The 21,823-nt window shown below is 57.7% G+C and carries 20 protein-coding genes and 1 riboswitch; of the genes, 9 read left to right on the top strand and 11 right to left on the bottom strand.

Annotated elements, in window-relative coordinates; translation table 11 throughout:
* Positions 1–110: 110 nt before the first annotated feature.
* Positions 111–2,258, bottom strand: a complete 2,148-nt coding sequence (locus HK20_RS02885) for a heavy metal translocating P-type ATPase (protein ID WP_086645565.1) — start codon at positions 2,256–2,258, stop codon at positions 111–113.
* 75 nt (positions 2,259–2,333) lie between these two features.
* Between HK20_RS02885 and HK20_RS02880 the strand changes: the two genes are divergently transcribed.
* Together HK20_RS02880 and HK20_RS02875 are read left to right on the top strand one after the other, a co-directional pair.
* A complete protein-coding gene (locus tag HK20_RS02880; RefSeq protein WP_086645564.1) occupies positions 2,334–2,777 on the top strand; it encodes a helix-turn-helix domain-containing protein in 444 nt (147 codons plus the stop codon).
* A 264-nt stretch (positions 2,778–3,041) separates the two neighbouring features.
* A complete protein-coding gene (locus tag HK20_RS02875; protein WP_086645563.1) occupies positions 3,042–3,917 on the top strand; it encodes an arginase family protein in 876 nt (291 codons plus the stop codon).
* Positions 3,918–3,970: 53 nt separating this feature from the next.
* Here the strand turns inward: HK20_RS02875 and HK20_RS02870 are convergent, their stop codons facing one another.
* Together HK20_RS02870 and HK20_RS02865 are read right to left on the bottom strand one after the other, a co-directional pair.
* On the bottom strand, positions 3,971–4,861 hold the full coding sequence (locus HK20_RS02870; protein WP_086645562.1) for a LysR family transcriptional regulator: 891 nt from the start codon (positions 4,859–4,861) through the stop codon (positions 3,971–3,973).
* Positions 4,862–4,972: 111 nt separating this feature from the next.
* Positions 4,973–5,410, bottom strand: coding sequence for a hypothetical protein (locus tag HK20_RS02865; protein ID WP_233129049.1), 438 nt, complete (start codon positions 5,408–5,410; stop codon positions 4,973–4,975).
* Between the two features lie 125 nt (positions 5,411–5,535).
* On the opposite strand from HK20_RS02865, the gene HK20_RS02860 reads away from it, so the two are divergent.
* The gene (locus tag HK20_RS02860) at positions 5,536–5,901 is read left to right on the top strand and encodes a MarR family winged helix-turn-helix transcriptional regulator (protein WP_233129048.1); all 366 of its coding nucleotides are present in this window, start codon (positions 5,536–5,538) and stop codon (positions 5,899–5,901) included.
* A 115-nt stretch (positions 5,902–6,016) separates the two neighbouring features.
* Here HK20_RS02860 and HK20_RS02855 read toward each other — a convergent pair whose 3' ends face one another.
* From HK20_RS02855 to HK20_RS02830, 6 genes are all read right to left on the bottom strand, one after another.
* On the bottom strand, positions 6,017–6,832 hold the full coding sequence (locus HK20_RS02855; protein WP_086645561.1) for an SDR family oxidoreductase: 816 nt from the start codon (positions 6,830–6,832) through the stop codon (positions 6,017–6,019).
* A 436-nt stretch (positions 6,833–7,268) separates the two neighbouring features.
* Complete coding sequence (locus tag HK20_RS02850; protein WP_086645560.1) at positions 7,269–8,585, bottom strand: outer membrane beta-barrel protein; 1,317 nt, start codon at positions 8,583–8,585, stop codon at positions 7,269–7,271.
* A 214-nt stretch (positions 8,586–8,799) separates the two neighbouring features.
* Positions 8,800–9,351 carry a flavodoxin family protein gene (locus tag HK20_RS02845; protein WP_086645559.1) on the bottom strand — a complete coding sequence of 184 codons (552 nt, stop codon included), beginning with the start codon at positions 9,349–9,351 and terminating at the stop codon, positions 8,800–8,802.
* 185 nt (positions 9,352–9,536) lie between these two features.
* Complete coding sequence (gene petA, locus HK20_RS02840; RefSeq protein WP_086645558.1) at positions 9,537–10,175, bottom strand: ubiquinol-cytochrome c reductase iron-sulfur subunit; 639 nt, start codon at positions 10,173–10,175, stop codon at positions 9,537–9,539.
* Between the two features lie 23 nt (positions 10,176–10,198).
* Positions 10,199–10,975 (bottom strand): cytochrome c1, encoded by a 777-nt coding sequence (locus HK20_RS02835; RefSeq protein ID WP_086645557.1) that lies wholly within the window; start codon positions 10,973–10,975, stop codon positions 10,199–10,201.
* On the bottom strand, positions 10,975–12,216 hold the full coding sequence (locus HK20_RS02830) for a cytochrome b N-terminal domain-containing protein (RefSeq protein WP_086645556.1): 1,242 nt from the start codon (positions 12,214–12,216) through the stop codon (positions 10,975–10,977). The genes HK20_RS02835 and HK20_RS02830 overlap by 1 nt, the downstream gene beginning before the upstream one ends.
* Before the next feature lie 303 nt (positions 12,217–12,519).
* Positions 12,520–12,667, top strand: a riboswitch (FMN riboswitch).
* 122 nt (positions 12,668–12,789) lie between these two features.
* Here HK20_RS02830 and ribD point away from each other — a divergent pair.
* The 6 genes from ribD (at position 12,790) to HK20_RS02800 (ending at position 20,055) form a co-directional block, all read left to right on the top strand.
* Entirely contained in the window at positions 12,790–13,842 is a 1,053-nt protein-coding gene (gene ribD / locus HK20_RS02825) for a bifunctional diaminohydroxyphosphoribosylaminopyrimidine deaminase/5-amino-6-(5-phosphoribosylamino)uracil reductase RibD (protein ID WP_369823006.1), read from the top strand.
* Complete coding sequence (locus tag HK20_RS02820; protein ID WP_086645554.1) at positions 13,824–14,426, top strand: riboflavin synthase; 603 nt, start codon at positions 13,824–13,826, stop codon at positions 14,424–14,426. The genes ribD and HK20_RS02820 overlap by 19 nt, the downstream gene beginning before the upstream one ends.
* The gene (ribB, locus tag HK20_RS02815) at positions 14,411–15,751 is read left to right on the top strand and encodes a 3,4-dihydroxy-2-butanone-4-phosphate synthase (RefSeq protein ID WP_233129046.1); all 1,341 of its coding nucleotides are present in this window, start codon (positions 14,411–14,413) and stop codon (positions 15,749–15,751) included. Before HK20_RS02820 ends, ribB begins: the two co-directional genes overlap by 16 nt.
* Positions 15,752–15,797: 46 nt before the next feature.
* Positions 15,798–16,286 (top strand): 6,7-dimethyl-8-ribityllumazine synthase, encoded by a 489-nt coding sequence (gene ribH, locus HK20_RS02810; protein ID WP_086645552.1) that lies wholly within the window; start codon positions 15,798–15,800, stop codon positions 16,284–16,286.
* Between the two features lie 54 nt (positions 16,287–16,340).
* Positions 16,341–17,351 (top strand): lysylphosphatidylglycerol synthase domain-containing protein, encoded by a 1,011-nt coding sequence (locus tag HK20_RS02805; protein ID WP_086645551.1) that lies wholly within the window; start codon positions 16,341–16,343, stop codon positions 17,349–17,351.
* A 109-nt stretch (positions 17,352–17,460) separates the two neighbouring features.
* On the top strand, positions 17,461–20,055 hold the full coding sequence (locus tag HK20_RS02800) for an MMPL family transporter (protein ID WP_086645550.1): 2,595 nt from the start codon (positions 17,461–17,463) through the stop codon (positions 20,053–20,055).
* 141 nt (positions 20,056–20,196) lie between these two features.
* On the opposite strand, the gene HK20_RS02795 is transcribed toward HK20_RS02800, so the two are convergent.
* Positions 20,197–21,456: an FAD/NAD(P)-binding oxidoreductase gene (locus HK20_RS02795; RefSeq protein ID WP_086645549.1), complete on the bottom strand. Its 1,260-nt coding sequence runs from the start codon at positions 21,454–21,456 to the stop codon at positions 20,197–20,199.
* A gap of 107 nt (positions 21,457–21,563) precedes the next feature.
* Positions 21,564–21,800, bottom strand: a complete 237-nt coding sequence (locus HK20_RS02790; protein ID WP_025826566.1) for a DUF3297 family protein — start codon at positions 21,798–21,800, stop codon at positions 21,564–21,566.
* Between the last annotated feature and the right edge of the window lie 23 nt (positions 21,801–21,823).

Genomic DNA, 21,823 nt, shown 5'->3' with positions numbered 1-21,823 from the left:
GATGGGGACACGCGCAGGCATGAGAGTATAGGTGGGTGATCCTTGCTCTCATGCTTATTCTGCCGCTGTCTTTTGTTGCCAGAGCATCAAAGGGCAGGGGGCAGGCTCTCTTAACTTTTTTGGGCAAGCCCTGCGGGTTTTGTGCGTAAAAGCCGCAGGGCGTTCAGGGTTACAAGAACAGTGGCGCCGGTATCCGCCATAATGGCAAGCCATAGGCCTGTCATGCCAATAATGGTTGTTACCAGAAAAACCCCCTTCAACCCGAGTGCGATGGATACATTCTGCCGGATATTGCCCATGGTGGAGCGGGCAAGGCGAATAAGGGCCGGAATGTCTGTAATACAGTTGCGCAGTATGGCAGCGTCTGCGGTTTCCAGCGCGACATCTGTTCCCGATCCTATGGCAACACCAACGGTTGCCTGTTTAAGGGCAGGGGCATCGTTAATGCCGTCCCCCACCATCATAACCGGGCCACGTGCTGCCAGTTCGCGGATGGTCTGCTGTTTCTGTTCCGGTAGCAGTTCGGCTTCGTAATCCACATGCAGCAGGGCTGCAATGGCTGCGGCTGTGCGTTGGTTATCCCCTGTCAGGATAAGGGGTGTAACCCCAAGGCTGCGGAGCTGCTGTATTGTTTCCTGCGCATCCTGCCTTGGTTCATCCCGCAATCCGATCAGTGCCAGAGCCGTGCCGGTATAAAGAACAACAACCGTTTTGCCTTCACTTTCCATGGCAGTGGCCTGTGCTGCGGCGGTGCTGGACAACGCGCCATCCTGCATTGCATGCCGGGGGCTGGCGATTGTTATGATCTGCCCATCAAACACGGCAGACACACCCTTGCCCGCAATGGCGCGGCTATCCTGCACAGGTGCCAGCGCCATGCCTGCCGCCTTGCGTACAATGGCCTGAGCCAGCGGGTGGTTGGAGGCTTTTTCCACTGCTGCGGCAAGAGCAAGAACTTCGGCCGTGGAGTGCTGATCCAGGCAGAGAATATCCGTTACCTCGGGCTGCCCCATGGTCAGGGTGCCTGTTTTATCCAGTGCAACCGTTTTGATCGCCGCCGTGGCTTCAATAACGGCACCACCCTTCATAAGCAGGCCATGCCGTGCCCCAGCGCATAGAGCCGATGCAATGGCGGCAGGGACCGAGATAACCAGAGCGCACGGGCACCCAATAAGCAGCAGAGACAGGCCACGATAGACCCAGACCGACCACGCCTGCCCAAAAAACAGGGGCGGGATAGCCACAACCAGCGCGGACAGACCCACAATGGAGGGCATGTACCAACGGCTGAAGCGGTCAATGAAGCGTTGTGTTGGTGCGCGTGAATCTTCTGCCTGCTCAACCAGCCGGATAATCCGGGCAATGGTATTGTCTGCTGCGGCACGCGTTACCTGTACCCGCAGGGCTGTTTCGTTATTAATTGCCCCTGCAAATACCGGATCGCCCGGCCCACGCGTTACGGGCATGCTCTCACCCGTTACGGGGCTTTCATCCACACCGCCGGTGCCTGAAATAATTTTGCCATCGGCAGGAATACGGTCCCCCGGCCGCACAATAACAACATCGCCAGGCACGAGTTCTGTTGCCGCGACGTCTTCCATCATGTCATTTTTTTCGCGCAGGGCCGTTTTGGGTACCAGCGTGCTTAATGCCCGAATGCCATCGCGCGCATGGCTTACGGCAACGCCTTCAAGCAGTTCGCCCACGGCAAACAGAAAGACAACCAGAGCCGCTTCCTGCGCCGCACCAATAAACAGCGCACCTGTTGCGGCAATGGTCATCAGTGCTTCAATGGAAAAAGGCTGCCCTGCACGGATGGCGGCAAAAGCCCGTAAGGCGATGGGTATAAGGCCCGCAAGGCACGCCACAATAAAAGGCCAGTTCCCGGAAGCTGGCAGCAGAAGTGCCAGCCCCCATGCTACCACAAGCAAGGTTGCGGTGAGCAGAACCAGATGCCCTTTTCCTGTTCGGTACCAAGGGGCATCGGTTTGTGTGGTGTGCTCGTCAGCCCCAGTGTGCGCGGTGGGGGTGCTGCCTGCCAGTGCAATGGCTTCAATACCGTAGCCAAGGCTTTTTACACGGTTTTCAATATCTGCCGGGGGAGTGGCATGCGCCGTTGCCGTAACCCTGAGTTTTCGGGACATGACAGATATTTCAACCGCTTCAATGCCGGGTAGCTGGGCTACGGCTCCTTTTATTTTTGCAGCGCAGGATGGGCAGTCCATCCCTGTTACGAGCCATTCATGTGTATCCGGCATTTTATCCTCCTGTCCCAACGCGAGAGAATGAGATAGCTACATCCTCTAGTGACTAGAGGTTCAAGGGGATTCTGCATGTTGAGTATCGGAAAACTGTCTGGGCTGACTGGTGTAAAAGTGCCAACCATCCGGTACTACGAGCAGATCGGGCTGCTCCCCAAGCCGGAACGGAATGAAGGCGGGCAGAGGATTTACAATAATACCAGCCGCGAACGCCTGAACTTTATCCGCCATGCGCGCGAACTGGGTTTTCCGCTGGACGATATTCGGGAATTGCTGGCCCTATCGGATGACCCCGACCAGAGTTGTGAGGCCATTGATGCCATTGCAAAGCGCCAGCTGGCGGAGGTGGAGCACCGCCTTGTAAGGCTGAATGCCCTGCACAGGGAACTTGAGCGTATGGTCGCGCAATGCACCTGTGGCACAGTGCAGACATGCCGGGTTATTCAGGTCTTGGGGGATCACGGCCTATGCGCGGCTGATCATCAGAAAATCGTGTCTCATGATATTGACCAGTAATGCTGCAAATGGCTGCTTGCTTGGAGTAATCTGCCAAACTTCATTTTACGGTATAAATATCAGGCGTGACTATGGCCTGATTTATCAGGATGATTGTGAGTAAAACTCAGCAATATAGTTCTATGAAATGCATATTATTCATGAAAAAATACTCAGGACTGAGAGCGCTAGGCCGTAACACAGGCCGGGCCGGAATGATGATCTGATCAAACCTGCCAAGTCTAATACAGGCGCTCTCGTGCTGATCGTTTTGGGAGAGAGTGCGTGTCAAAACCGGACAAGAACACACTGCGTCTTATTTTTCCGCAATGGCAGGGTGGGGATAACCCACCATATTATCTGGGGTCCAGATTGCTGGCATGGCTGGCACCCCCATCCCACGGACCGGTTGAGGAAGTACCCGTTGATGCCCCGACAGATACCCCATTGCCGCTGGAAAACGACATGCGCGGGCGCAGCGTTCTTGTAAAACAGATCAAGGCGGCACAGGCAATTATTGCGCGCCACCAGCCCCGCTCCATTGCTGTGCTGGGTGGGGACTGTCTGGTATCCCTTGCTCCGTTTGCCTGGCTGGCAGAACAATACGGGGATAAGCTGGGTGTTCTGTGGATTGATACACACCCGGACGTGCAGACCCCTGAGCAGTATAAAAACGCGCATGCGCATGTGCTGGGTGCCCTTATGGGCCATGGTGACCCTGACCTGACCAGCGCGGTCAAGCAGCCGATAGCGGCCAAAAATGTCATGATCGCGGGTATTCATGATCCACTGCCGTATGAGACCCGGTTTATTGCCGAGCACGGCATTCGCACATGCTCACCCCAGCAGGTGCGGGAGGGTGCACAACCCGTTATGCAATGGCTCAACGATAGCGGGATTGAGGTTCTGGCCATTCATCTGGACCTGGATGTGCTGGACCCGCACAACTTCCGTTCCCTGCTGTTTGCAAAGCCCGGCCGTGGCAAACACGATTTTGGTGATGTGGCGGAAGGAAAGCTCAATATTCCAGATGTGTTGAAGCTGGTCGGGGAGGTCATGACCGAAAAGCAGGTGGTGGGCATGACAATTGCCGAGCATATGCCGTGGGATGCGCTGAATTTACAGCAGATGATGCAACAGCTCCCCCTGCTAGGGGCGTAAGCGGCTGTGTATATGCAAGGGTATGCGGGGTTTACGCATGCCCTTGCGTGGCATCATGCCAGTTTCATTTCTTCGATAAAAAGAGCCAGCGGCATGGAATACTGGTTATGCCGTGGGTAAAAAAGATGGAACCCCACATGGGTAGGGCAGATTTTTTCCAGCGCAGGAACAAGCTCGCCTGATGCAATATGGCTTTCCACCACAACCCTTGGCAGGTACGCAAGCCCTATGCCATCCAGGCAGGCATCCCGCGCAGAAAACACATTATTGCAAATAAACTGCCCGCTTGGCTGGAACTTAACGTCTTTTCCATTCTGCCGGAAAAGCCATTTATAAAGCTTTCCGTAGGTTGGCAGCCTAACACCAATACAATTGTGCTCAGTCAGATTATTGGGCTTTTTGGGGGCCGGATGTTCCCTGAAGTAGCTGGGGGCTCCAATAACTACAAACTCAATGGCGGGGGAAACAGGCACGGACATCATACCCTGTGCAACCATCTCACCCAGCCTGATCCCTGCATCAAAGGATTCATCAACAATATCGACAAGTTTCATGTCAGTTGAAACTTCTATGGCAATATCAGGGTATTTTTTAAGAAATTTGGCTAGTTTTGGGCGTAGAAAATACGTCAGAGCTTCATCTGTGGCGGTAATTCTCAGTTCACCTCTCGGTGCGCTACGAAATTCATCCAGGCTGGCAATTTTATTTTCAATTTCGTCAAATAACGGCTGAATGTTGCTCAGCAGGTATTCCCCTGCACTTGTGGGAACAACCCGCCGGGTTGTTCTGGTCAGCAGTGTAACTCCCAGCCTTTCCTCCAGCAGCCGCATGGTGTGGCTTAAGGCCGAGGGCGTTACGCCGCGCCGTGCAGCAGCACGTGTAAAGCTTCTTTCCTGAGCAACCGCAAGAAAGGAAAGAAGTTCATTAAAATTCTCACGGGACATTCTAAAACCCTGACACTTGCGGTTGTCTTTTAACATACAACATATTTTTGCAGCGCATCAGGGTTTGGCCATGCAAAATGTTCTGTGCGGCAGAATACTGTTTTTACAGGCTCAGGCACGCGCCATTCGCACCCCGTCACGAAAGTTGATGCCAAGAAGTGCAAGGTTTACGGCTCCTGCCAGAAGTTCAAGTAATTGCACACCATAAAACAGTCCGTCGAATGTTTGTGCAGATGCGCGCAAGGCGAGGAAAAACGCGCAGGGAACCAGCACACAAAGACCATTGGCCCCAATGACCCGCATGCGCCTGAATTTGGCCAGTGCCAGCCCGCGCGGTGCCCCGCCTGCCATCTGGTAGCCAGAAAAACCAGTGAGTGCGAGGCAGGGAGCCAGAACCAGCAGCCCCCACAGAATGGCATGTTTGGTGATGATAATGGTTTGTGGGTCACCATGGAGTTCTGCAACAAGGGTGCTGCCCATAAAAGTGGCTATGCACAGAATGGCCAATCCCCCCGCCAGAGGGTGGATGTGGCGGAGAACCGTCTGCATGCTATCGTCCTTGCATGAATGAAGCTGAGAGATCAAATATAGATAGCAAGCCATATAAATGGCAGCCCCGGGAACAGTCCCTTGGTTATATGATCAATTGGGCCGCACGGCTTTTTGCGCGGGAGATGGATGATGCTCTGCGGCCGTTCGGGCTTATGTCGGGGCAGTTGCCGGTATTTTTTGCTCTGGCGGATGGCAAACCACTGGCACAGCGCGACCTGGCACAGCTTGCCGCAGTAGAGCAGTCCACCATGGCCAAGACCCTCGCCCGTATGGAACGGGATGGGCTGATCCAACGCACACCGGACCCGAATGACCGGCGCAGTGCGTTTATATCGTTATCGCCTTTGGCGGAAGAAAGACTGCCAGATATTGCGGCGGCCGTTGCGGCAATCAATGCCAGAAGTCACGCGGCTCTGGCGGGGGAAGACAGCGCACATCTGCTGGAACTGCTACGCCGCGTGATTAATGGGCTAACAGATGCCGCATGAGTCATGCGGGCAAGGGTAAAAGCAGCCCGCCCGGCGTTGATGCCTTAATTTTTTGTGGTGTATTGGCTCTGCCCCCGGGCTGCCTACGCAAAAGGCGGGGGCAGAGTGGTCTGACTTAAGTGGTCTTGTTGCTTTTTCTGTAGTGTGCACGGCGGGATTTGGCCCATGCCGTCATTAATGGCAGGCAAAGGCGCAGGAAGCCGGGCGACCAGAGGAAAAGACTGCAAAACAGCCTGTCAAAGCTGGATGGAAAGTTCTCAACATGTTTGCGCACATGGGGGGAAAGAATCCAGGCCGCAATGGCTTCTGGCTCCTGCGGGGCAGACATGAAGTTGAGGACCGACCCGCCACGCTCCATTTCCGTCGCCAGCATGGACGTATTGACGCTGCCGGGGAATACGGAGGACACCCGGATATGGCGTGGCTTGAGCTCCTGCTCCAGTGCCAGTGCAAAACCGCGCAGGCCAAATTTGGAGGCCGTATAGGCGCTGCTGCCCGCCAGAGGAAAAATGCCCGCCATGGAGTTGGCGTAAATAATGTGGGAGTCTTTTGCCATTATTGGCAGAATGGCATTGGTCAGCAGCATAACGCCGAGCAGATTGGTCTGGATCTGCTCAATAACCGGAGCATGCTCCAAGGTTGCCACGGACTGTGGGGAAATAACGCCGGCACAGAATATAAAGAGATCAACGCTGGCACTGGTCTGCCCGATTGTGCGGGCAGTTTCATTGATGGAGTGTGAATCGGTCAGGTCGCATGCCAGCATGCAGTCAACATAAGCTGTATCGGCTGCCGGAGCGTTCTGGCGTGACAGGCCAATGACCCGGTACCCACGCTGGCGCAACTGAAGGCACAAAGCACGCCCAATGCCGCCGGATGCACCGCTGACGACAGCTACTTTCTGAGGAGTTTCCTTGTTTTTTCTAAACAAAACAATTGCCTATCTCAACAATTCCCAATCCGACTTACATGCGGCAGGCCATGATGATGCCGCCAGCAATTGTGTTTTTCGTCTAACATACCTTATCAGCCTTGTCTTGCATGATCGCACGTCGCGCTAATCCAACATAGATTAGAATAACGCATGATTTATGCCCTCATAAGCGTGACAAAGTTAAGGCTAAAGGGCTTTTATCTTCAATACTGCAAAGCGTTCTGGCGCAAAGCGGAAATTATTTTTTAATTCTTTAACATTTAATCGCCATTGCGGCGGATGTCATCACCTACGCCTGAGCAGGGTTTGGAGGCATGACGAGTGCCAAAGGCGGAAGGCGGCTCCCGTGTTAGGGGAGGAGGGCGTGAGTAAGCACTATAAGAACACGCGCCCCCGTGGTGGAGGGCGCGCGTAACTGTGTAATCTGTATGGCTTAAAAGCCGATCACTGCGTCACCACCAAAGGTGAACATGCCGTTGTTGCGGCCACCGTTAAAGGGTGAGGTGCTGTTGAGCGCGCGGTCAAACCGGATTTCAGGACGCAGCTGGAAAACGCGGATATGGTGGCCCAGATCAGGGCGATAGGCAACGTTAAGCGACAGGTCGCCGTAGGTGGTGCCATGCCCGCTTGCGCCGGTCATGGTGGTGTAGGAGCGCCCTGCAATGGCATTCATGTAAGAGTTGTTGCCGGTAAAGGTTGCCACCATCGAGTTGTTGTTGTCGCGGTAGATTTCGCCACGATAGTTGAAGGTGAAGTCCTTGTTGATCTTGTAGCTGAGGAAGCTGACAAAGCTTTCGGCATCCGTGCCGGCAAACTGCCCGCGCGCACCAATACCGCGTATGCCCTCGTCATGCAGGTAGTTGAATTCGGCTGTCAGGCTTAGCTTGTCGTTAACCTGATAGGTCGCGTTAATATCGTTCCAGAAGCGCTGTGCGTGGTCTGCCTCGTAATGCCCGACACTCTGCCAGACATTCTCCGGCCCTACGCGGCTGAGTTCCACAATACGGAGTTTACCACCCAGCAGGTTGTTCAGGTTAAAGCCAAAATACCCGGCGGGACGGCTGTTGTTGTCCGATGCGCCAAAGGTGGTCTGGTTACCCGTATCAATCCCGAATGTTACGTCCAGAATAGGCGTAACATGCCAGTTGAACATGGCGCCCACATGCTGGAACGGCACGGAATATTCAGATGTATAGGCCAGCGTGTAGAATGCGCGGGAGGCGGGGTCCAGCCCTTCCACACCCATGGGGGCCTGTAGAATACCGGCCTGCATGTCCAGCCCGCCAGAGGTCAGCCAGGGCAGATGTACATCCACATGGGCCTGTGCGGGAATAAGCTGGTAGCGGGCCTTCCATTCCTGATCGGAGATGCCGACCAGATGGTAGTAACGGGCATCCGAGCCATAAAGACCTTCCAGCGTAAAGCCGACCTGATAGGTGTTTTTGCTGGGGTCGATAGCTTTGGAGAGGGTAAACTCCGCCTGATTCAACTGGACCTGGTTGGCATGGTCGGCCAGAAAGTCGCCAAAGTTGTAACCGGGGTTGGGGCGGGCCGGGTTGGCCATGATGCCGCCTTCAATCTGACCGATCAGGGTAACGTCCGACAGCCAGTGTGACAGGTCGGAACTACCACTGGAAAAAGCTGAAAAAGGGTGAACCTGCGCCTTTGCCGATTTAAGGGGAACAGCTGCCAGAACCGATGCGACACTTAGGGCAACGGCAAGACCTGTTTTTTTTCCGGACAGATTCATTACTCAGATTCCCGCACTTTAAGTATTATATTTATATGTGCTGCTAAGGTGATTGACTACTCCGATAGGTAACATTCCGGTTTCATAATGAAACTGGAAAAACGACAAGCGGGTATCACTCTTCCGTGATACCCGCTGACCATGCGGCAGTTTTATTTATCTTTTTTAAGAATAGACTGCCTGTGCACAACTTTGTGCCGCATGAATGGGTTTTTCATGCAAATTGTTCTGTAATTTCGGCAATGCGCGCACCAAATGCTGCGGCTGTGTCCAGCCCACCTTGGGGGATTTCGTCCACGCTGGCATCAGACGGGCTTTGGACGAGCAGGCCAGTGGAACCGCCCAGAGCGTTCAGGTCCGTGTTCTTGGCGGCTTTTGTGTTGGAAGGCAGCATGCCAAGGCTGATCCATATGCCGCCGTGCTGGCCTGCAAGGGTTTGCAGCCATGCCAGTGTCAGCCCTTTGTCCCCCACAGGGCTTGCGCTGTTGGTAAAGCCCGCAAACAGCTTGTTCTGCCAGCCGCGCATGAACCAGATTTTGGATGTGGCATCGGCGAATTTTTTAAACTGCCAGCTTGCGTTGCCCATATAGGTCGGTGCGCCAAAGACAATGGTTTTGGCTTCGGCCAGCTTGTCCCATGCGCTTTCGGGCAGCTCCCCATTGTCATCAATGGCAATCAGTTCGGCCTTGGCGCCGCGCGCAAGGTATTCGGCCACTTTGCGGGTGTGGCCATAACCTGAGTGATAAACAACAACAATTCCCGACATATCAGCAACTCCCTGTGGGTTGGGCCGGGCTGGAGCAGACCGGCTTTGAGCAAGCCGAGCATGGCGCAGTCCGCTATGGCTGATAAGTTGCTTTTGGGCAAAAGCATCTCACACTATGGGTGTGAGGCCTGCCGGGGTATAGCCCGGTAAAAACCCCGCCAGACACAGGCTGGCGGGGGAGAAGGTCAGATCTGTTCTATGGTGGAAAAGTCGAAACTTTCCCCCTTGGGGTTTTCCCCCAGCCTGATCACGGTGGCGGAAGGCATGACATAAGGTGGCACGGGCAGGTTGTAAGGAGCGGGAGCGCCTTTTTGCACCCGCCCTGCCAGATCAAACTTGGAGCCATGGCAGGGGCAGCCGTACCCGCCAGATGCCTCCGGCCCGGAACCCTGTGGAGGAGTGTAGGCAGGTACGCAGCCCAGATGCGTGCAGATGCCCACATAAACCCCGTATTCGGGCACAATGGAGCGGTGCCAGTTGCGGGCATAGCCGGGCTGCTGGTTGGCCGTGGAGTTGGCATCCTTGAGCAGGGCGCTCAATTCCGCGTTCTGCAGGCTTGCCAGTTCTTCTGGTGTGCGGCGGATAATAAAGATGGGCTTGCCCTGCCATACAGCCACTATCTGCTGGCCGGGGGCCAGATGGGCAATATCCACATCAACCGGCAGGTGTGCGGCGGCGCTGTCTTGCGGTTGCAGGCTTTCCACAAACGGAATGGCGCAGGCCGCAATGCCTGTGACCGTGCCAGCCGTGGTGACCATGCCCAGAAAGTCACGGCGGCCGGGGGCCTGTTCGGGAGCTGGGGTGGTGTCAGTCTCGCGTGTCATGGTTCTTGCGTGCTTTCTGTTCTTCACTGTGTTTTCAGGCGTTTCCAGATTTTGCGCTTCCATGCAATGGCCAGCACAAGCAGCACGGCCAGATAGGCCATAACGGCCTTGCCAATGCTGTGGCGGTCATTGCGGTGCGGATCGGATGCCCAGACCAGAAAAGTGGTTATATCGCGGGCCTGCTGTTCCACCGTGGCAGGGGTGCCATCGGGGTACTGGATCATGCCGTTCATGAGCGGAGGGGGCATGCCAATCATGTGGCCTGCGGCCCAGTCATTATAAAACTTGCCGGGGACCATGGGCGCATCGGCTGGCGGGGGCATGCGGTAGCCGGTCAGGAACGCGTACAGCCAGTCCGGCCCGCCCGGATGGGTCATGGCAAGGCGGGACTGATCAGGCGGGGCTACGCCGCCCATCATGGCCGCAGCCGCCGCATCGCTGGGGAAGGGGGAGTTCAGGTGGTCATCGGGCAGCCCCGGGCGCGTGGTGGGCTGGCCCATGGCGTCCGGTGTGCCAGGCTGCGGTTTGGCTTTTGCGGTTTCTTCAATCTGCTGGCGGGTCAGGCCAATGCCTGCCAGATCGTTATAGGTCAGGTTGCGCATGCCGTGGCATGTGGAACACACGCGCTGGAATACCAGAAAGCCACGTTGCAGGCTGGGCTGGTCATACTGGCCCAATGGCCCTTCAAAGCTCCATGTCTGATGGGGTGGTGCTTTGTCTGGTTCGTGTGCCAGTGCAACACCGGACAGGCCGAGCGCCAGCAGCAGGCCAGCGGCAGGACGGGAAAAAGAACCCTGCATTACTGATCTCCTTCCGCAGCGGCTATGGAGGTGGGGAGGGGGCGTGTTTTTTCCTTGCGTGAGGCAAGGGGGAGCAGCACCACAAAGTAGCTGAAGTAATAAATACCCGCCAGACGCGCCACAATCAGCCAGCCGCCCTGTGCGTGGTGCTTGCCTGCAACCGCCAGCAGAATAAATGCGGCTACCAGCCCGAACAGGCCAATACGGCAGAGTGGACGGAAGCGCATGGAACGCACGGGGGAGCGGTCCAGCCATGGCAGGGCAAACAGGATCAGCAGCGATGCAGCGGAAGCCAGCAGGCCACCAAATTTGGAGGGCACAGACTGGAGCAGGCCGTAAAATGGCAGAAAATACCATTCCGGCTCAATATCAGCCGGTGTGTGCATGGGGTCGGCGGGGGTGTAGTTGTCCGCCTCGATCAGCAGATTGGGCCAGAAGAACATGAGCGCGGCAAACACCATGGCGAACACAATAAGCCCAACCAGATCCTTGCTGATATAGTAGGGGTAGAACGGTACGGTGTCGCGCGGGGTGCGCGGTTCAATGCCCAGCGGGTTGTTGGAACCATTGACGTGCACAATGGTCACATGCAGCCCCACAACCCCAACGACCAGAAAAGCAAGCAGGAAGTGCAGCACAAAAAAGCGGTGCACAAAAACATCGCCCAGATGGTCGCCCCCGGCCATAATATGTTCAAGGCTCGGACCAATGCCCGGTACGGCACCCACGGCCTTGGTAATCACGTCCGCACCCCAGTAGGACATCTGGCCCCATGGAAGCATGTAACCGGCAAAGGCCGTGGCCATGACCATAACCAGCAGCACAAGCCCGCTCAGCCACAGCAGTTCACGCGGGGCTTTGTAGGAGCCGTAATACAACCCACGGAAAAGATGCACATAGAGTGCGGCCAAAAACAGGTTGGCCCCGGTCATATGCATGGCCCGCAGCAGCCACCCGCCGGCAAGCTGGCGGTCTATTGCCTCGACCGACAAAAAAGCCCCCGCATTGGTCGGGGTGTAGTTCATGGCCAGAAAAATGCCGGTCGCCAGCATAAGCAGCAGAACAACGGTCAGGATGGCCCCAAAATTCCACAGCCCGTTCAGGTTACGGGGCAGGCGGAAGTCTATGTATTCTGCCCGGAAGGCAGAAATAACAGGCAGGCGTGCTTCTACCCATCCGGCAAGGCCGGTCATGGCTGCGGGAGGGGGCGTGGTCTGGGGTGCCGGGTCTGGCTGGGTCATGGCTGGTCCATGGGGGTTAAAAAAACTCCAATATACAGTGCATATGCACCCGCAGGGCAGGCACTACAGGGTGCGTAAGCGTGCACCAACTGCTCCCGCAGGTTGCAAAAAGCGACCCGGCTGGTCCGTGTCCGGGGCCAAGGCTGCCTGTCCTCTCTCATAACAGTAACGGAATGTTAGGCAAGGGGGGCGGCTTTTGGGGCCGGTCCGGAGCAAACATTAAGCAGATGTGAAAAGTTTTATCCTTGCAACACACGGGGGTTGGGGCCATCATATTAACAGAGCGCCCGTTTTGTGCGGGTGTGACGTTCTCAGGGCAGGGTGTAATTCCCTACCGGCGGTAAAGGGGTGGTGCGCTACCCCAAGCCCGCGAGCGCCTGCTTCGGCAGGGTCAGCAGATCCGGTGTAACTCCGGAGCCGACGGTCATAGTCCGGATGAAAGAGAACGAGAAAGAGAGACTCGTTTTTTGTCCGTTAAGCCGAAGTCCGGCTTGCGTGCATAAAACGTGTAACCCTTTTTGACGCCCTGGGTCCGTCTGTCATGAGCAGGTATGGACTAAAAGAGACACCAGGGTGAACAGTATTTCTCAACCTTTCCCCCACACTATGCCAGAGCATGTTGGTGCGGCCTTTGATATGGCTGTGTCCGAAGCATGGCGTTTTGTCGGGCAGACCGCGCCAAACCCCGCCGTGGGGTGTGTGCTGCTGGATGCGCGGGGGGAAGTGCTGGTTATTGCCGCCCATCACAAGGCAGGTGCATTGCATGCCGAGCGTCTGGCTGTGGAGCAGGCGCACGCACTGGGTGTGGTGGAGCGGATTCATACCGCTGTGGTTACGCTGGAGCCGTGCAATCACACCGGCCGCACTCCGCCATGCACGGAAGCGCTTTTATCCACGCCCGTACAGACGGTGTGGATTGGCTGCGCGGACCCCAACCCCCATGTGCCCGGTGGCGGTGCTGCATATTTGCAGGCCAAAGGGCTGGATGTGCGGTGGTTGGCCCATGCCGCCAACGGTGCTGCCTGTCTGGCGCGTTGCAAGGCTCTGCTGGCCCCGTTTGCATGGCGCATGGTGCATGGGCGGCCGTGGATTACGGTTAAACAGGCGGTTAATGCACAGGGCAACATGGTGCCCCCGGTTGGCAGCACAACATTTACAACCCGGCAATCGCTCGAGTTTGCCCACGCGTTGCGGCGCGTAACCGATGGTATTGTAACAGGCACAGGCACAATACAGGCCGACCTGCCCGCCTTTACCGTGCGGCATGTGCCAGACCACGCCAACAGGCGGCGGGTGCTGGTGGTGTGTGGTGCGCCCAACAAGGTGCCCGCACACTGGCAGGAGCAGGCACAGGCACGCTTTGATGTTCTGTTCTGCCCCGACTGCGCCGATCTGCCCGCAGTGCTGGCCAGCACGCCCGCCTTGTGGGTCATGGTCGAGGCTGGTCCCACCCTGCTGCGTGCGATCAGCGCGCAGGGGTTGTGGGATGACTGGCTGCATATCCGGCAGGATGCGCAGGGCTGCGACCACTTTTCTGTTTCAACCCGACACGACATCTCCCCCCTTTCCCTTTTTCCGCAATGGGCGCGATGCACGCAGGAGCAGGCATGTTTTCCGGTATTATAGAATCTCTCGGTCAGGTCCTTGCAGTCGAGCAGGGTGCGCGCTCCCTTATGCTGGAAGTGCAGACCGGCCTGACCGACGTGGCCGAGGGCGAGAGCATTGCCGTCAACGGTGTCTGCCTGACAGCCGTGGCCCCGGCGCAGAATATGCCCGTACGCTTTTTTGTCAGCAGTGAAACACTGGACCGCACCATGCTGGGCTCCCTTGCGGCCGGGTCCCGGGTTAATCTGGAGCGTGCGGTAACGCCGTCCACCCGCCTATCCGGCCATATTGTGCAGGGGCATGTGGATGGGCTGGGCAGTTTTGTCGGGGCTACACCGTCGGGCGATGCCCGGCGCGTGGAGTTTGATATTCCCGCCGAGCTGCGCCGCTACATGGTGGAAAAAGGCTCGGTCGCGCTGGACGGGATCAGCCTGACTCTGAACGAAGTGGGGCCGGTGCAGGACGGTAAGTTCCGCATCGCCCTCATGATCATTCCGCACACATGGGACCACACCACACTGGGTACGCTCAGGGTGGGGGATGCCGTGAATGTGGAAGTGGATATCATTGCAAAATATGTGGAGGCACAATGTCAGGCAAAATGACACAGGGGCAGACCGCACCGCTCCAGCCTTCCGAGCGTCTGCTGCGTGCGCTGGATGCCGTGCGGGCGGGCCGCATGGTTGTGATGGTGGATGATGAGGACCGCGAAAACGAGGGCGACCTTGTTATGGCGGCACAATTCATGACCCCGCAGGCCATGAACTTCATGATCACCCATGCCCGTGGGCTGGTCTGCCTGCCCCTGACCGCCGAGCGCGTAGAGCAGCTTGAACTGCCCATGATGGTGCGGCAGAGCGACAACACCGCGCAGTATGGCACGGCGTTTACCGTGTCGATCGAGGCGCGTGAGGGGGTCAGTACCGGTATTTCCGCCGCCGATCGTGCCCAGACCGTGCTGGTTGCCACGGCAGATGAGGCTACGCCGGCAGATATTGCCTCTCCGGGGCATATCTTCCCCCTGCGGGCCGAACCCGGTGGCGTGCTGGCGCGTATTGGCCATACCGAAGGCTCGATTGACCTGCTGCGCCTTGCCGGGCTCAAGCCCGCTGCCGTGATCTGCGAAATTCTGAACGAGGACGGCACAATGGCCCGCCGCCCTCAGCTGGATGTGTTTGCCCGGCAGCATGACATGCCCATTATTTCCATTGCCGAACTGGTGGCATGGATTGGCGCGCATGGTCTGGCACCGCTGGAGCCACAGCCCGCACAGGCCGCAGCCCCTGCGGCGGAAGACGTTGTGCCCGATCTGGCCAAGGCCGCCCTGCCTAGCGTGTATGGTGGGAATGAGCTGGTTATCCACGCCTTCCGGGACGAAAAAGGTGTGGAGCATGTCGCGCTGGTCAAGGGGGATGTCCGCCCCAACGGCCCGGTGCCGCTGGTGCGCCTGCATTCCGAATGTGTGACCGGCGATGCGCTCGGCTCCCTGCGGTGCGATTGCGGGTCCCAGCTTCAGGCAGCGTTGCAGGCCATCGGGCAGGCCGAGTGCGGGGTGCTGGTTTACGTGCGTGGGCATGAAGGGCGCGGCATTGGCCTTGTAAACAAGATACGCGCCTACGAATTGCAAGATGCCGGGCTGGATACGGTTGAAGCCAACCACAGGCTCGGCTTTGCAACCGATGCGCGCGACTGGCGTGCAGCGGCAGGCATACTGCGCAGCCTTGGTGTGGGCCAGCTCGACCTGCTGACCAACAACCCCGAGAAGGTCCGGGCACTGGAAAGCCGGGGCTTTGTGGTGCGTAAAAGACTGGGGCTGGAAATTCCGGCCAACATGTTCAACCGTGCCTACCTGCATGCGAAACGCAAACGCATGGGCCACCACCTGAACTGCGATGCACCGTCCCCCGTTGTGCACAAGGTTCCTGCCTGAGCTGTCTGTATTCAAGACGCAGTGATTCAAAAGGATAATACGACTTATGGGTACACGTTCCCCCGTTACTCTGCCTGACCTCAAGGCCCTTTCCCCCGCACCCCGTCTGGCACTGGTTGTCAGCCGGTTTAATGAGACGGTGACAGGTGGCCTGCGGGATGGCGCCATTGCATGGCTGGGCGAACACGGCATTGCCGTGGCTGAAGGCGATGTGTTTGCAGCCCCCGGCGCGTTTGAAATGCCGCTGCTGGCACAGGCACTGGCCAAGACCGGGCGGTATGAAGGGGTGATCTGCCTTGGCTGTGTGGTCAAGGGCGATACCGCGCATTTTGAATTTATCAGCCTTGGGGCCACTCTGGGCATTGTGCAGGCCAGCCTTGCAACCGAGGTGCCGGTGGCATTTGGTATTCTCACAACCTACACTGAAGAACAGGCAACTGTGCGTTCTGCGGATGATGTGCATAATAAAGGGCGTGAAGCCGCCGCCGCCTGTGTGGAATCTCTTGCCCTCCTGCGTCAGATCAGGGAGGGATAAAAGGAGCGGCATGCCGGAGTAAGCGCCAGCTCTGGCATGAAATGGGGAGACTGCATGAAGCGCATCACTCTTGTGGCCGGCATTCTGGGGCTTGGCCTGACATTATGGATGCTCTCGCGCTTTGGCGCGCAGGCCATTTTTGCGCTTGTCATGACTGGCGGCTGGGGAATCCTTGCCGCCATTGTCTTTCATGCCGTTCAGGTGTCTCTCTCCGCTCAGGCATGGCGCATTATTGCGCGCCGTGACCTGCCGCCCCATCTGCCCCTGCGTGATTTTTTCATGCTCCGCTGTGTGCGTGAGGGGGTAAACAACCTGCTTCCCGTGGCGCAGGTTGGTGGGGAGGTGGTGGCCAGCCGCCTGTTATCCCGGCGGGGGCTGGGTTTGCGCCGCGCGGCAGCGGCGACAATCTGTGACCTTACGATTGAACTGCTCAGTCAGGTTCTGTTTACGGTAGCGGGGCTGCTTTTGCTGCTTGTTCTGGTCCAGCGCTCGGCTGTGACCGACAGGCTGCTTGAAAGTGCCCTTGTTCTTGCCGTTATTGGCATAGCCGTATTTGCCAGCCAGTGGCTTGGTGCCGTTGCTCTGGTGGAAAAACTGCTAGAGCGGATTGCCGCCCATCTGGGTTGGGGCGGGGTTGAGGGTATTCGCGGGATTCATCAGGAAGTGCTGGGCCTGTACAAGACCCGCAACAATGCCGTGAGCAGCCTGATCCTCCAGTTTGCTGCATGGGCGCTGGGGGCGGTGGAGGTCTGCCTGATCCTGCATTTTATGGGCCATGACTGCTCTTTGGCGACCGGCTTTGTTATTGAAGGTGTGGGGGAAGCCGCTAAATCCGCAGGGTTTGCCGTGCCCGGAGCACTGGGTGTGTCGGAAGGGGGCTATATGGTGGTCGGCGGGCTGTTTGGTATTGCCCCCCCCGTTGCCATTGCGCTCTCGCTGATCAAGCGCCTGCGTGAAATTGCCTGGGGCGTGCCTGCACTGGTGCTGTGGCAATGGCTGGAGCACACATGGTCGGACCACCGGAATGGCCCGGAAAAATCCCATTTTCCGCATTCCGGGCGGTAAAAGAAGAGTGGCTTGCGTAGATAGTCACTTGCATCGTGCGAAGCGGTTAGGCAAACCAAGGCGGTTTTGTGCCTGACGCCATGACTTTTCTAGGATCCTGTCGTTTATCATGCTCTTTGCACCCATAGGTCGTTTTATCACCCTTTGTGCGCGCCATGCGTGGCTGGTCGTGGCACTCTTTTGCGTGCTGTCAGGCGCTGGCGTTTATGCGGGCATGACCCAGCTTGGCGTGACCACGGATACGAGCAAAATGCTCTCCCCCCGTTTGCAGTGGAAGCAGCGCTCGGATGAAATGGCCCGCCTGTTCCCGCAAAAAGAGAATCTTCTGGTCGCGGTGGTGGAAGCCGACCTGCCAGAAGAAGGGCAGGAAACCGCACGCAAACTGGCCGAAGCGCTGGCAGCGGATCACAAACACTTTGCCTTTGCCAACCGGCCGGATGCCAACCCGTACCTTGAGCGCAACGGGCTTATGTTTCTGGAGCCCAAACCGCTTGCGGGCATCCTGAACGACACGATTGCCGCGCAGCCTTTCCTGTCCGCCCTTGCGCAGGACCCTTCCGCCCGTGGGCTTTTTGGTGCGCTCTCCCTGATTGCAGAAGGGGTCAAGACCGGACAGGCCAATCTGGCCGGTTTTCAGACACCGTTGACCGGCTTTGCCAATACGCTGGAAAAAGCGGTGGATGGTCAGGCATCTCCTCTCTCGTGGCAGCGTCTGCTCGGGGGGCAGTTGTCTGACCTCGCCGGGCGCTACCAGTTTGTCATGACCCAGCCCATTCTGGACTATGGCTCCTTCCAGCCCGGGGGCGAGGCCACGGACGCCATGCGTGCCGTAATCAAGGACCTAGAGTTCGTGCGCAGCGGCCACGCCAAGGTCCACCTGACCGGGCAGGTCCAGCTGGATGATGAAGAGTTCGCAACCGTGGCCGAGGGCATGGTGGCCGGGCTTGTGGGCTCTTTGCTGCTGGTAACGCTGTGGCTTACGCTTGCCGTGCGCTCCTGGCGTGTGGTGCTGCCTATTGTGGTTACGCTGGTTGTGGGGCTGCTGCTGACCACGGGCTTTGCCGCCGTGGCGGTTGGCACGCTTAACCTGATCTCGGTCGCATTCGCCATTCTGTTTGTGGGGATTGCGGTGGATTTTGCTATCCAGTTTTCTGTCCGTTTCCGTGCACAGATCCCCACCGCTACCGGCAAGGAAGGCATGTACGAAGCCCTGCGCATGACAGGGGAGGAAACGGGGCATCAGATTCTGGTTGCCTCTCTTGCGACCTCCGCAGGCTTTCTGGCGTTTACGCCCACCGCTTTTCTGGGTGTGGCCCAGTTGGGGCTTATTGCGGGTATTGGCATGCTGGTGGCTTTTGTCTGCACCACCACCTTGCTGCCTGCGCTGCTTTGCATCTGCCACCCTCCGCTTAACTGCCCCAGCATGGGGTATGTGTGGATGAAGCCGGTGGACACCAAAATCCGCCAGCATCGCAAATGGCTGCTGGCCTTTTTTGGTGTGGTGGCCGTTATCGGGTTGGCGCTGGTGCCGGCCCTGCAGTTTGATGGCGACCCGCTGCACACCAAAAACCCCAATTCCGAAGGGATGCGCGCCCTCAGCCTGCTGATTGATAACCCGCAGACATCCCCCTACAGCGCGGAACTGCTGGTGAAGTCTCTGGATGACGCCGCAAAACAGGCTGATCGTCTGGATGAACTGCCTGATGTGCATGATGTCATGTGGCTCGGCTCATATGTGCCTACGCAGCAGCCTGAAAAACTGGCCCTTATTCAGGATGCCGCGTCCCTGCTGCTGCCAACGCTGATTGTGCCAAACCCCAAACCTGCGCCAGATGCCGCCGCCCTGCGTGCAGCAGCGGCCAGTACTGCCAAAGCTCTGGCCGAAGTGCAGGACAAGCTGCCTGCCAACGACCCGCTGCGCAGGATTCAGGCAGCTCTGGCCCGTCTGGCGACAGCCCCCGATGCCACGGTGGAGGCCGCCAATACTGCTCTGGTACGGTTTTTGCCACCGGAGCTGGATCAGTTGCGGACCATGCTGCAGGCTGGGCCTGTTACCATGCATGATGTGCCCCCAAGCATTGCGAACGACTATCTGCTCCCCGATGGTCGCGCTCTTGTGGAAGTACACCCCAAAGGGGTGATGAGCAGCTCAGGCGCATTGCGCAAGTTTGTCGGGTCCTTGCAGAAGGTTGAGCCCGATATGGCCGGTACGGCGGTGGATATTGTGGAAAGCGCGCGCTCCATTGTGCGTGCGTTCGAACAGGCCGCCGGGGCCGCCGTGGTCATGATCGCCATTATCCTCATGATCGCTCTGCGCCGGATCAAGGATATGGCGCTTGTGCTGGCCCCGCTGCTGCTGTCTGCGCTGATGACGGTTATTCTGGTCGTGTTGCTTCCAGAAACGCTTAACTTCGCCAACATTATTGCATTGCCGTTGCTGCTTGGTGTGGGTGTATCCTTCAACATCTATTTTGTCATGAACTGGCGCGATGGGGTTAAATTCCCGCTGGCATCCCCCACCGCACGAGCCGTGCTGTTTTCTGCCCTGACCACGGGCACGGCCTTTGGCTCGCTTGCCCTCTCGCACCACCCGGGCACGGCCAGCATGGGGCGCTTGCTGCTGCTCTCTCTGGCCTGCACGCTTCTGGGGACTTTGGTGTTTGTGCCAGCTCTGCTCCCCAAACGCGCTATTGATAAGGAGTGAGCCGGAGGCATTTCGGCCACATATGGCAGTTGCCCCTAGGGCATAAAAAAACCTCCCCGTAACTGGGGAGGTTTTTTATGGGCTTATTCACACTCTCTGCCCCACGGGTTGGAACCCGGTGGGGCAGGGGGAGATAAGTATTCAGTCCTTGGACCATTCCGGGTGGTGCGGCATTTCAATGTCGCGGCCCTTGAGCATCATGTCCCAGTAAACATGGGGGAACACGGTGGTTTTGAGGAACCATGCAAACCGGCTGGGCTTGCGCTGGTCGTAGGGGAAGCTCGGAGCAGGTTTGCCACCGTACAGGAACTCGGCCAGCACGATCTTGCCGTAAGCCACGGTCAGCGGGCATGCGCCGTACCCGTCATATTGCCCGCTCAGTGGGCGACCATCCAGAGAAGCCAGAACGTTGCGGACGACCACAGGGGTCTGTGCACGTGCGGCTGCCATGGTTTTGGCGTTGGAGGTGTTCATGACATCCCCAATACCAAAGATGGTGGGGTATTTGGCGTGCTGGAGTGTTGTGGCGTTCACATCCAGCCAGCCGGCAGCATCGGCCAGCGGGCTTTTTTTAACGAAGTCAGGCGCGCTCTGGGGCGGGGTGACGTGGAGCATGTCAAACTCCCGCACCACTTTTGTCACCTTGCCATCGGGGCCGGTAACCGCAAAGGTTGCCTTGCGCTCGGGGCCGTTCACGGCAATCAGATTATGTTTGTATTGCAGGTTAATGCCGTAATAATCCACCGCCTGCTGCAGCGCGGGGCGGAAATAGGCCACGCCAAACAGCGCATCGCCCGCAAGGCAGAAGTCCACGTTGGTGCGGTTCAGTGTGCCCTGCTTGCGCCAGTGATCTGCGGCCAGATAGGCAATTTTCTGCGGAGCGCCAGCGCATTTGATCGGCATGGGGGGCTGGGTGAACAGGGCGGTGCCCCCGGCAAGGGACTGGATGCAGGTCCAAGTATATTCCACCGTGTCTTTGGAATAGTTGGAGCATACGCCATTGCGGCCCAGTGTTTCGCTCAGGCCTTCAATCTTGTCCCAGTCAAGCTGCAGGCCGGGGCAGACAACCAGACGGCCATAGGCAACGGTGCGGCCATCGGCCAGGGTCAGGGTGTTGCTCTCGGGCTCAAAGGTGCTTACGGCAGCACGCAGCCATGTGCAGCCTTTGGGAATAAGCCCGCCTTCCTGCTCCAGCGTGTCGCGCAGCTTCATGACCCCGGCACCAACCAGTGTCCAGCCGGGCTGGTAGGCGTGGGTTGTCGCTGGGTCAATAATGGCCACGTCCAGTGTGGGGCGCTCACGCAGCAGCTTGGCTGCAACGGCAATGCCAGCGGACCCGCCGCCAACAATAACAATGGTGTGCCGGAGATCGGCTTCCGTGCTGGGTGCTGTCTGGGTCATGGCATGGTGTTCCTTCTGGTCTGCCTTGAACTATGCGTGACACTATTCCAAACACTGACAATTAAATAAAGTATTTAATTGTCAGTGTGCCATGTGCTGGCGGAAGGTCAGTCCTTAAGCCAGACCTCAACCGGGCCATTCAGCTTCATGGTCAGGGCGTTGCCACGGCGGTCCACGGTTTTGCCAACGGCAACGCGTACCCAGCCTTCGCTCACGCAGTATTCTTCAACATTGGTTTTTTCCACGCCTTTGAACCGCACGCCAACGCCGCGCTCAAGCAGGGCTTCGTTATAGAACTCGCTGTTGGGGTTGACGGAAAGACGGTCAGGCATTGCATCGGACATAATGGACACTTCCTTGGTAAAAC

This window comes from Acetobacter sp. DsW_54, from assembly GCF_002153575.1.
GTDB classification, from domain to species: Bacteria; Pseudomonadota; Alphaproteobacteria; order Acetobacterales; family Acetobacteraceae; genus Acetobacter; species Acetobacter fabarum.
Note: the sequence above shows the minus strand (reverse complement) of the source record. Positions and strands in the feature narration are given on the sequence as shown.

Coding starts and splice junctions, on each gene's coding strand:
- HK20_RS02885 (WP_086645565.1), bottom strand. CDS start 2,258: ATGCCGGATACACATGAATGGCTCGTAACAGGGATGGACTGCCCATCC.
- HK20_RS02880 (WP_086645564.1), top strand. CDS start 2,334: ATGTTGAGTATCGGAAAACTGTCTGGGCTGACTGGTGTAAAAGTGCCA.
- HK20_RS02870 (WP_086645562.1), bottom strand. CDS start 4,861: ATGTCCCGTGAGAATTTTAATGAACTTCTTTCCTTTCTTGCGGTTGCT.
- HK20_RS02865 (WP_233129049.1), bottom strand. CDS start 5,410: ATGCAGACGGTTCTCCGCCACATCCACCCTCTGGCGGGGGGATTGGCC.
- HK20_RS02860 (WP_233129048.1), top strand. CDS start 5,536: ATGGATGATGCTCTGCGGCCGTTCGGGCTTATGTCGGGGCAGTTGCCG.
- HK20_RS02850 (WP_086645560.1), bottom strand. CDS start 8,585: ATGAATCTGTCCGGAAAAAAAACAGGTCTTGCCGTTGCCCTAAGTGTC.
- HK20_RS02845 (WP_086645559.1), bottom strand. CDS start 9,351: ATGTCGGGAATTGTTGTTGTTTATCACTCAGGTTATGGCCACACCCGC.
- petA (WP_086645558.1), bottom strand. CDS start 10,175: ATGACACGCGAGACTGACACCACCCCAGCTCCCGAACAGGCCCCCGGC.
- HK20_RS02835 (WP_086645557.1), bottom strand. CDS start 10,975: ATGCAGGGTTCTTTTTCCCGTCCTGCCGCTGGCCTGCTGCTGGCGCTC.
- HK20_RS02830 (WP_086645556.1), bottom strand. CDS start 12,216: ATGACCCAGCCAGACCCGGCACCCCAGACCACGCCCCCTCCCGCAGCC.
- HK20_RS02820 (WP_086645554.1), top strand. CDS start 13,824: ATGTTTTCCGGTATTATAGAATCTCTCGGTCAGGTCCTTGCAGTCGAG.
- ribB (WP_233129046.1), top strand. CDS start 14,411: ATGTCAGGCAAAATGACACAGGGGCAGACCGCACCGCTCCAGCCTTCC.
- ribH (WP_086645552.1), top strand. CDS start 15,798: ATGGGTACACGTTCCCCCGTTACTCTGCCTGACCTCAAGGCCCTTTCC.
- HK20_RS02805 (WP_086645551.1), top strand. CDS start 16,341: ATGAAGCGCATCACTCTTGTGGCCGGCATTCTGGGGCTTGGCCTGACA.
- HK20_RS02800 (WP_086645550.1), top strand. CDS start 17,461: ATGCTCTTTGCACCCATAGGTCGTTTTATCACCCTTTGTGCGCGCCAT.
- HK20_RS02795 (WP_086645549.1), bottom strand. CDS start 21,456: ATGACCCAGACAGCACCCAGCACGGAAGCCGATCTCCGGCACACCATT.
- HK20_RS02790 (WP_025826566.1), bottom strand. CDS start 21,800: ATGTCCGATGCAATGCCTGACCGTCTTTCCGTCAACCCCAACAGCGAG.